Here is an 8,642-nt window from a genome sequence, read left to right as displayed (position 1 = left end):
AGGTCAGTCGGCAAGCCGTCTTGATCGATTTCTGAAGTCCCGAGGGGGCCGCCGGATTCGGGGCCGCCCTCAAGGGCTTCTCTCTACAGTCTCAAGGCGAACGCTTAGCGTCGCTTGGCCATCTCGTTGATGAAGCGGTCGAACAGTGGCGCCACATCGTTCGGGCCCGGGCTCGCTTCAGGGTGGCCCTGGAAGCTGAACGCGCTCTTGTCAGTGCGCTCGATGCCTTGCAGGGTGCCGTCGAACAGCGACTTGTGGATCGCACGCACGTTGGCTGGCAGGGTTGCTTCGTCTACCGCAAAACCGTGGTTCTGGCTGGTGATCATCACCACGCCAGTGTCCAGATCCTGCACCGGGTGGTTAGCACCGTGGTGGCCGTGGCCCATTTTCAGGGTCTTGGCGCCGGAGGCCAGAGCCAACAGTTGGTGGCCGAGGCAGATGCCGAATACCGGAATCTCGGTTTCCAGCACGTCCTTGATCGCCTGGATCGCGTAGTCGCATGGCTCCGGATCACCAGGGCCGTTGGACAGGAACACGCCGTCCGGCTTCAGTGCGAGCACGTCGGCGGCAGGCGTTTGCGCCGGCACGACAGTAACGCGGCAGCCGCGCTCGACCAGCATGCGCAGGATGTTGACCTTGACACCGTAGTCAAAGGCGACGACGTGGTATGGCAGCTCGGAGGCTTCGATGGTCGCGTGGCTGTCGGTTTTCAGGTCCCAGACAGTCGAACGCCATTCGTATTGGGTCTTGGTGCTGACGACTTTCGCCAGATCCATGCCCTTCAGGCCCGGGAAGCCTTGCGCGGCGGCGATGGCAGCTTCTTCGGAGATGTTGTCGCCGGCCATGATGCAGCCGTTTTGTGCGCCTTTCTCACGCAGGATGCGGGTCAGGCGACGGGTGTCGATACCAGCGATAGCCACAACGTTGTTGGCTTTCAGGTAGTCGGACAGGGACATCGTGTTACGCCAGTTGCTCGCTACCAGTGGCAGGTCACGGATAACCAGGCCAGCGGACCAGACGCGATCGGACTCGGCATCGCCCGGGTTGGTGCCGGTGTTGCCGATGTGCGGGTAAGTCAGGGTAACGATCTGTTGGGCGTAGGAAGGATCGGTAAGGATTTCCTGATAGCCGGTCATTGCGGTGTTGAACACCACCTCACCAACGGTCTGACCGTCGGCTCCAATGGCTTCGCCGCGAAAAATGCTGCCATCAGCACGGGCGAGTATGGCTGGCTTAGTCAAGAAGACCTCCCGTAAATAACGCATGAAAGGGCAATCGCAGGTTGTAAAAAAGCGGAGTGACGTATGGACACGTCACCCCGCTTCTTCACTGAATTATTCTGCGCGCTTTTAGTGGACACACTAAAGCTGTAGCTTACAGAAAAAGGCTTTTTTGGTCCACCGCTAAAGAGCCTCAAAGGCCGGAGAATGCGACAGGACGTCGCTCGGTGGTGAAAATCCAGCGCAAACAGGGCGTTTGCGCTGGATGAAAGCATGACTCAGTGCAGTTCGAGCACGTCTTGCATGTCATAAAGGCCCGGTTCGCGACCGTCCAGCCACAGCGCGGCACGCACCGCACCCTTGGCAAACGTCATGCGACTTGAAGCTTTATGAGTGATCTCCAGACGCTCGCCCTCGCAGGCGAACAGCACCGTGTGATCACCGACCACATCACCACCGCGCACGGTGGCAAAACCGATGGTTTCACGCTCACGCACACCGGTATGGCCTTCACGGCCATAGACCGCAACCTTCTGCAGATCACGATCCAGCGCATCGGCAATCACTTCACCCATGCGCAGAGCCGTGCCTGAAGGGGCATCAATCTTGTGCCGGTGATGAGCCTCGATGATCTCGATGTCGGCATCGTCACCCAGCACTCGCGCCGTCATCTCGAGCAGTTTCAGCGACAGGTTTACCCCGACACTGAAATTGGCGGCGAATACGATCGGTATGTCCTTGCCTGCCTCGGCCAACAACTTCTTCTGCGCAGCATCCAGCCCGGTGGTACCGATCACCATGGCTTTACCAGCCTTGCGGCAGAACGCCAGGTTTTTCAGCATGACTTCCGGCAGGGTAAAGTCGATCAACACGTCGAACTCTTCCGCCACCGACTCCACATGACCGGACAACGGCACACCGATACGCCCCAGCGAAGCCAGCTCACCGGCATCCACACCAATCAGCGTGCTGCCAGGACGCACGATTGCGGCGGTCAAACCGGTCAGTGGCGCGCGCTGTTGCACGGCCTCGACCAGAATCTTGCCCATGCGCCCGGCGGCGCCCATCACAGCTATACGTCGCATGCCGACTCCTTACAGATCGCCGAAGAAGCGCTTCACACCGTCGAACCAACCGGTGGTTTTCGGCGAGTGGCTGTTGTCATCGGCCAGCGAGCTGCGGAATTCTTCAAGCAATTCGCGCTGACGACGATTCAGGTTGACCGGGGTCTCGACTGCCACACGGCACATCAGATCGCCCGCACCACCGCCACGCACTGGCGCTACGCCCTTGCCGCGAACGCGGAACTGCTTGCCGGTCTGAGTGCCTTCGGGGATTTTCAGTTTGACGCGACCGTCGAGGGTCGGAATTTCCAGTTCGCCACCCAACGCTGCATCAACGAAGCTGATCGGCACTTCGCAGAACAGATGCTTGCCGTCGCGCTGAAAGATATCGTGTTCGCGGACATTGATGACCACGTACAGATCACCAGTCGGGCCACCTTGAGTACCCGCTTCACCTTCGCCGGACAGACGAATGCGGTCGCCGGTATCAACGCCAGCCGGCACTTTGACCGAAAGGGTTTTGTACTCTTCGATGCGACCGTCACCGTGGCAGGAATCGCACGGGTCGGAAATGATCTTGCCCTGGCCATGGCAGCGCGGGCAGGTCTGCTGCACCGAGAAGAAGCCCTGCTGCATGCGCACCTGACCGATGCCGCCGCAAGTCGGGCAGGTCGACGGCGAAGAACCTTTCTTGGCGCCCGAACCATCACACGGCTTGCAATTGACCAGCGTCGGCACACGGATATTCACGGTCGTACCGCGCACCGCTTCTTCCAGATTCAGCTCCAGGGTGTAGCGCAAGTCGCTGCCACGCTGGGCGCCGCCACGGGAACCGCCGCGACCGCCACCGAAGAAATCACTGAAGACATCGCCAAAGATGTCAGAGAAGTTCTGACCACCGAAACCGGCACCGCCGCCGCCCATGCTTGGGTCGACACCGGCGTGACCGTACTGATCGTACGCCGCACGCTTACTGGAGTCGGACAGCACTTCATAGGCCTCGTTGGCCTCTTTGAACATCTCTTCCGATGCTTTGTCATCGGGATTACGGTCCGGGTGGTGCTTCATCGCCAGACGGCGATAGGCCTTCTTCAGGTCTGCATCGCTTGAGCCACGCTCAACACCCAATACTTCGTAATAGTCACGCTTTGCCATAAGTCTTCTGCACTCTTGAGGACGTCCGGCAAACCCCTCCTGAGGATCGCCAAACTCGTTGAGCCCCAATACAGGCCCGGACCCAACTCACGTCAATTCAACGATCCTGGTCTTTGTTTCATACGGTACTTTCGGCACGAAAAGCAGGAGCATTTTCGGCCATACCACCAGCATCCGAGCTTTGTCGCATGCTGTAAAAATTCGCGTATTCCAGATACGCCAACGCGGGAGCTAGCTCCCGCGCGGCGACATCCTACCAGTCACTGCCTAAAGGCAGTCAACCGGCCGACCAACAACTTACTTGTGGTCTTTTACTTCTTCGAACTCGGCATCGACAACATCGTCAGCCTTTTCAGCTTTCTCGTCGTGCGGTGCTGCGCCTTCAGCAGGCTGAGCCTGTTCGGCGTACATCTTCTGAGCAACCGGAGCGGAGACTTTCGACAGCTCTTCAACCTTCGCTTCGATGGCAGCCTTGTCGTCGCCTTTGACAGCGGCTTCCAGAGCAACCACAGCCGCTTCGATCGCAGTCTTCTCTTCGGCGGTGACTTTGTCGCCCGCGTCAGCAACCATTTTGCGAGTCGAGTGAACCAGTGCATCACCCTGGTTACGGGCAGCGGCCAGCTCTTCGAACTTGCGGTCTTCCTCAGCGTTGGCTTCGGCGTCACGCACCATGCGCTCGATTTCTTCGTCGGACAGACCGGAGTTGGCCTTGATCACGATCGACTGAGTCTTGCCAGTAGCCTTGTCTTTCGCGCCAACGTGCAGGATGCCGTTAGCGTCGATGTCGAAGGTCACTTCGATCTGCGGCACGCCACGTGGAGCGGGTGGAATGTCGGCCAGGTCGAACTTGCCCAGAGACTTGTTCTGTGCGGCTTGCTTACGCTCGCCCTGCAGGACGTGAATGGTCACGGCGCCCTGGTTGTCGTCGGCAGTCGAGAACACTTGCGATTTCTTGGTAGGAATCGTGGTGTTTTTCTCGATCAGCGCAGTCATCACGCCGCCCATGGTTTCGATACCCAGGGTCAGCGGGCTGACGTCGAGCAGCAGAACGTCTTTCACGTCACCGGCCAGAACAGCGCCCTGAATCGCGGCACCCATGGCAACAGCTTCGTCCGGGTTAACGTCTTTACGAGCTTCTTTACCGAAGAAATCAGTAACCAGCTTCTGTACCAGCGGCATACGAGTCTGACCACCGACCAGAATCACGTCGTTGATCGCACCAACGTCCAGACCTGCGTCTTTCATGGCGATGCGGCAAGGTTCGATGGTGCGCTGAACCAGATCTTCAACCAGTGCTTCGAGCTTGGCACGCGAAATCTTCACGTTCAGGTGCTTAGGACCGGTCGCATCTGCTGTGATGTACGGCAGGTTGACGTCGGTCGACTGAGCGGACGACAGCTCGATCTTGGCTTTCTCAGCAGCCTCTTTCAGGCGCTGCATGGCCAGCGGGTCACCTTTGAGGTTCATGCCGCTTTCTTTCTTGAATTCGTCAACGAGGTAGTCGATCAGACGAATGTCAAAGTCTTCACCGCCCAGGAACGTGTCACCGTTGGTGGCCAGTACTTCGAACTGGTGCTCGCCATCAACTTCAGCGATCTCGATCACGGAGACGTCGAAAGTACCGCCACCCAGGTCATAAACGATCACGGTGTGATCGCCCTTGGCCTTGTCCATACCGTAAGCCAGAGCGGCTGCGGTTGGTTCGTTGATGATACGTTTCACGTCCAGACCGGCGATGCGGCCGGCGTCTTTGGTCGCCTGACGCTGGCTGTCGTTGAAGTAGGCCGGAACGGTGATCACCGCTTCGGTCACTGGCTCGCCGAGGTAGTCTTCGGCGGTCTTCTTCATTTTCTTCAGAATTTCAGCCGAGATTTGTGGCGGAGCCATTTTCTGGCCGTTCACTTCAACCCAGGCGTCATTGTTGTCAGCCTTGACGATCTTGTAAGGGACCATCTGGATGTCTTTCTGCACAACTTCTTCGTCGAAACGACGACCGATCAGACGCTTTACTGCGTACAGAGTGTTGTGCGGGTTGGTCACGGCCTGACGCTTGGCCGACTGACCTACCAGAATTTCGCCATCGTTGGCGTAAGCGATGATCGACGGCGTGGTACGCGCGCCTTCAGCGTTTTCAATAACTTTTGCCTTGCCGTTTTCCAGCACGGAGACGCAGGAGTTGGTAGTCCCCAGGTCGATACCGATAATTTTGCCCATGTTAACTCTCCCGAAACTTTGGATTTGGATGCCGCAGCAGTGGTGGCTGACTGCGGTAGCACTTAAACGCTTGACTTCTAAATGGGGGCCTTGCGGCTAATTTCAAGCCTTCTCGTCAATCGAAGGCGAAATTGGCGCCGGCGCCTTGCTGACCACAACCATGGCCGGACGCAACAGGCGACCGTTGAGCTGGTAGCCCTTCTGGAACACCTTCAGAACGCTGTTCGGTTCTACGTCGGCGCTTTCCTGCATGGCCATTGCCTGATGCTGAACGGCATTGAACGGTTCGCCATGCGGATCGATCGCTTCAAGCTGATAACGCTTGAGGGTGTCGTGGAACATTTTCAGCGTCAGCTCGATGCCTTCACGCATCGGACGGATGCTTTCGTCGTCCGGGTTCGACAGCTCGAGGCCGCGCTCCAGGCTGTCAACGATCGGCAGCAGGTCGCCGGCGAATTTTTCCAGGGCAAACTTGTGCGCCTTTTCGACGTCCTGCTCGGCACGACGACGGACGTTCTGCAGATCGGCAGCGACACGCAGAGACTGATCCTGAGCGGCGGCCAATTGCTCTTCGAGCACTTGTACACGGGTCGCCAGGTCGTCACCCGAACCCTCGGGCGCCTGATTGGCTTCTGGGTTTTGCTTATCTACTGTCTGTTCGTCAGCCATAGAATTCTCCTTTCAATATCGTCCGCGAGTTCGACTCGCGCTTCTGCCCCGATATATGGGGCCGCAAAATCAGGCTTCAAGGGCTTTCAAGCATTAACCCTACAAAAAAGTGCCGCTTTCTCATTCCTCGATGCGCTAAGAAGATTTTCTGTTCAAGCGAATCGAGCTAAGCGAGGGCATTGTCAGCCCGAAACAAAACACTGTATAAATAACCAGACCTAAAGCCTGGGAGCGGCCTTTATGCTGGTGCACCTGTCCGTACACAACTACGCCATCGTTGAACATCTCGATCTCGAACTTGATCGCGGGATGAGCGTGATCACAGGGGAAACCGGCGCTGGCAAGTCGATCATGCTCGACGCACTGGGCCTGACCCTCGGCGATCGCGCCGACAGCGGCGTGGTCCGCCCTGGTGCCGACAAGGCCGATATTCTGGCGACCTTCGACCTCGGTGACATTCCCGAAGCCAGCGCCTGGCTGGCCGAGCGCGATCTGGACATCGACGGCCCCTGCATCCTGCGCCGGGTTATCACCTCGGAGGGCCGTTCGCGTGGCTATATCAACGGCACGCCCTGCCCGCTTGGCGATCTCAAGGCTCTCGGCGAATTGCTGATAGACATTCATAGCCAGCACGAACACCAATCCCTGCTGAAAACCGATACCCACCGTCGTCTGCTCGACGAATACGCTGGCGCCACCGATCTGGCCCGTCAGGTTCAGCTCGCCGCACAGCGTTGGCGCCAGACTCGCCAGGAACTGGAGCGTCTCTCCAATTCCGGCGATGAACAACGCGCCCGCCATCAACTGCTCAGCTATCAGCTCGAAGAGCTTGAAAATTTGGGGCTTGGTGATAACGAACTGGAACAACTGGAGCAGGAACACAAGAACCTGACCAATGCCGAAACTCTGCTTGGCATCTGCCGACAAGTGGTCGAACAGTGCAGCGAAAGCGATTCAGGCAATGTGCTGAACGCGTTGACCGCCAGCCTCAATCGCCTGTCGAGTGTGAACAACTCCGTTGGCGCCCTGGGCGAAGCCAGCAGCCTGCTGACCAGCGCACAGATCCAGGTCGAAGAAGCGGTCGGTGAGCTCAATCGTTTCCTCGACAACTTCGACGCCGATCCGGCCCGCCTGCAATATCTGGAAGAGCGCCTCGACGCTATTTACACGCTGGCGCGCAAACACCGTATTCAGCCGACCGAAGTCGGGGAAATGCAGCAAAAACTGCTGGATGAAATCGAAACACTCAACGCCAACGACGAATCCATCGAGCGATTAGGCGAAGAGCTGGCCTCTTACGCCCGCCATTATCAGGAGAAGGCACGGGAGCTGAGTGATTTGCGTCATCAGGCGTCCGGCAGTCTCGCCGGCGCTGTTGAGCTGGAGATTCAGCGCCTGGGCATGCCTGGCGGTCGATTTACCATCGAGTTGCGAGCCAACAGCAGCGACGAACTCCTGCCTAACGGGCTCGAACAGGTCGAATTGCTGGTCAGTGCCAACCCCGGTCAACCGCTCAAGGCGCTGGCGAAAGTCGCATCCGGCGGTGAGCTGTCACGAATCAGTCTGGCGATCCAGGTCATCACTGCGCAGACATCCCGTGTCCCGACACTGGTGTTCGACGAAGTCGACGTGGGCATTGGTGGTCCGACGGCGGAAATTGTCGGCCAACTGTTGCGTCGCCTCGGCGATCGCGGGCAGGTGCTGACCGTTACGCATCTGCCACAAGTCGCGGCGCAGGGTCACCAGCATCTGTTCGTGCACAAGGTACGTGGAGAAGAGGCAACGCACACGGCCGTCTCTAAACTGAGCAAAAACGACCGTATAGAAGAAGTGGCGCGAATGCTGGGCGGCATCGATTTGACCAAAGAATCACTCGCTCACGCGAAAAAAATGGTCGTTACCGCGAAAGTTTAAGTACAGCAGAAAGCACGAAGGCGACCCTTGGGTCGCCTTCGTTCGTTTCGCGAATGTGAAATTCGCGCGACATGCTTACTTTTTCTTGCGGATGTAAAGCACCAGGTTGTGATCCACCAACTCGACACCGTGCTCGTCGGCAATTGCCTTCTGAAGCTTTTCGATTTCCACGCTGACGAATTCGACAACCTCACCAGTTTCCACATCGACCATATGATCGTGGTGGCCACTGTCGGCCAATTCGAAAACCGCGTGGCCACCGTCGAAATTGTGACGGACCACGAGGCCAGCTGCTTCGAACTGGGTCAGAACACGGTAAACCGTGGCCAGACCAACGTCCTCGCCAGCTTCCATCAACGCCTTGTAGACGTCCTCGGCACTCATGTGACGCTGCTCGGTAGAGTCG

7 protein-coding genes are annotated in these 8,642 nt (G+C 58.0%); 1 reads left to right on the top strand and 6 read right to left on the bottom strand.

Annotation, left to right across the window (positions count from 1 at the left end; translation table 11 throughout):
• Positions 1-104: 104 nt before the first annotated feature.
• From carA to grpE, 5 genes are all read right to left on the bottom strand, one after another.
• Entirely contained in the window at positions 105-1,241 is a 1,137-nt protein-coding gene (carA, locus tag ACIOWE_RS29175; protein WP_401398389.1) for a glutamine-hydrolyzing carbamoyl-phosphate synthase small subunit, read from the bottom strand.
• A 257-nt stretch (positions 1,242-1,498) separates the two neighbouring features.
• Positions 1,499-2,305 carry a 4-hydroxy-tetrahydrodipicolinate reductase gene (gene dapB, locus ACIOWE_RS29170; RefSeq protein ID WP_201235509.1) on the bottom strand — a complete coding sequence of 269 codons (807 nt, stop codon included), beginning with the start codon at positions 2,303-2,305 and terminating at the stop codon, positions 1,499-1,501.
• 9 nt (positions 2,306-2,314) lie between these two features.
• Positions 2,315-3,439, bottom strand: coding sequence for a molecular chaperone DnaJ (gene dnaJ, locus ACIOWE_RS29165; protein ID WP_201235511.1), 1,125 nt, complete (start codon positions 3,437-3,439; stop codon positions 2,315-2,317).
• Between the two features lie 297 nt (positions 3,440-3,736).
• On the bottom strand, positions 3,737-5,653 hold the full coding sequence (gene dnaK, locus ACIOWE_RS29160) for a molecular chaperone DnaK (protein WP_025110460.1): 1,917 nt from the start codon (positions 5,651-5,653) through the stop codon (positions 3,737-3,739).
• A 102-nt stretch (positions 5,654-5,755) separates the two neighbouring features.
• On the bottom strand, positions 5,756-6,322 hold the full coding sequence (gene grpE / locus ACIOWE_RS29155; RefSeq protein WP_103303213.1) for a nucleotide exchange factor GrpE: 567 nt from the start codon (positions 6,320-6,322) through the stop codon (positions 5,756-5,758).
• 240 nt (positions 6,323-6,562) lie between these two features.
• Between grpE and recN the strand changes: the two genes are divergently transcribed.
• A complete protein-coding gene (gene recN / locus ACIOWE_RS29150) occupies positions 6,563-8,236 on the top strand; it encodes a DNA repair protein RecN (RefSeq protein ID WP_401398387.1) in 1,674 nt (557 codons plus the stop codon).
• Positions 8,237-8,311: 75 nt separating this feature from the next.
• Here the strand turns inward: recN and ACIOWE_RS29145 are convergent.
• A partial coding sequence (locus ACIOWE_RS29145; RefSeq protein WP_401398385.1) for a transcriptional repressor occupies positions 8,312-8,642 on the bottom strand: 331 nt, incomplete at its 5' end.

The sequence above is a fragment of the Pseudomonas sp. NPDC087598 genome (assembly GCF_044743525.1).
Classification (GTDB): Bacteria; Pseudomonadota; Gammaproteobacteria; order Pseudomonadales; family Pseudomonadaceae; genus Aquipseudomonas.
The sequence above is the reverse complement of the archived record's forward strand: the minus strand, read 5'-3'. Positions and strand labels throughout refer to the sequence as shown.

Bases quoted from the DNA above. Each gene is read 5' to 3' on its own strand.
- dapB (WP_201235509.1), bottom strand. From the start codon at position 2,305: ATGCGACGTATAGCTGTGATGGGCGCCGCCGGGCGCATGGGCAAGATT.
- dnaJ (WP_201235511.1), bottom strand. From the start codon at position 3,439: ATGGCAAAGCGTGACTATTACGAAGTATTGGGTGTTGAGCGTGGCTCA.
- dnaK (WP_025110460.1), bottom strand. From the start codon at position 5,653: ATGGGCAAAATTATCGGTATCGACCTGGGGACTACCAACTCCTGCGTC.
- grpE (WP_103303213.1), bottom strand. From the start codon at position 6,322: ATGGCTGACGAACAGACAGTAGATAAGCAAAACCCAGAAGCCAATCAG.
- recN (WP_401398387.1), top strand. From the start codon at position 6,563: ATGCTGGTGCACCTGTCCGTACACAACTACGCCATCGTTGAACATCTC.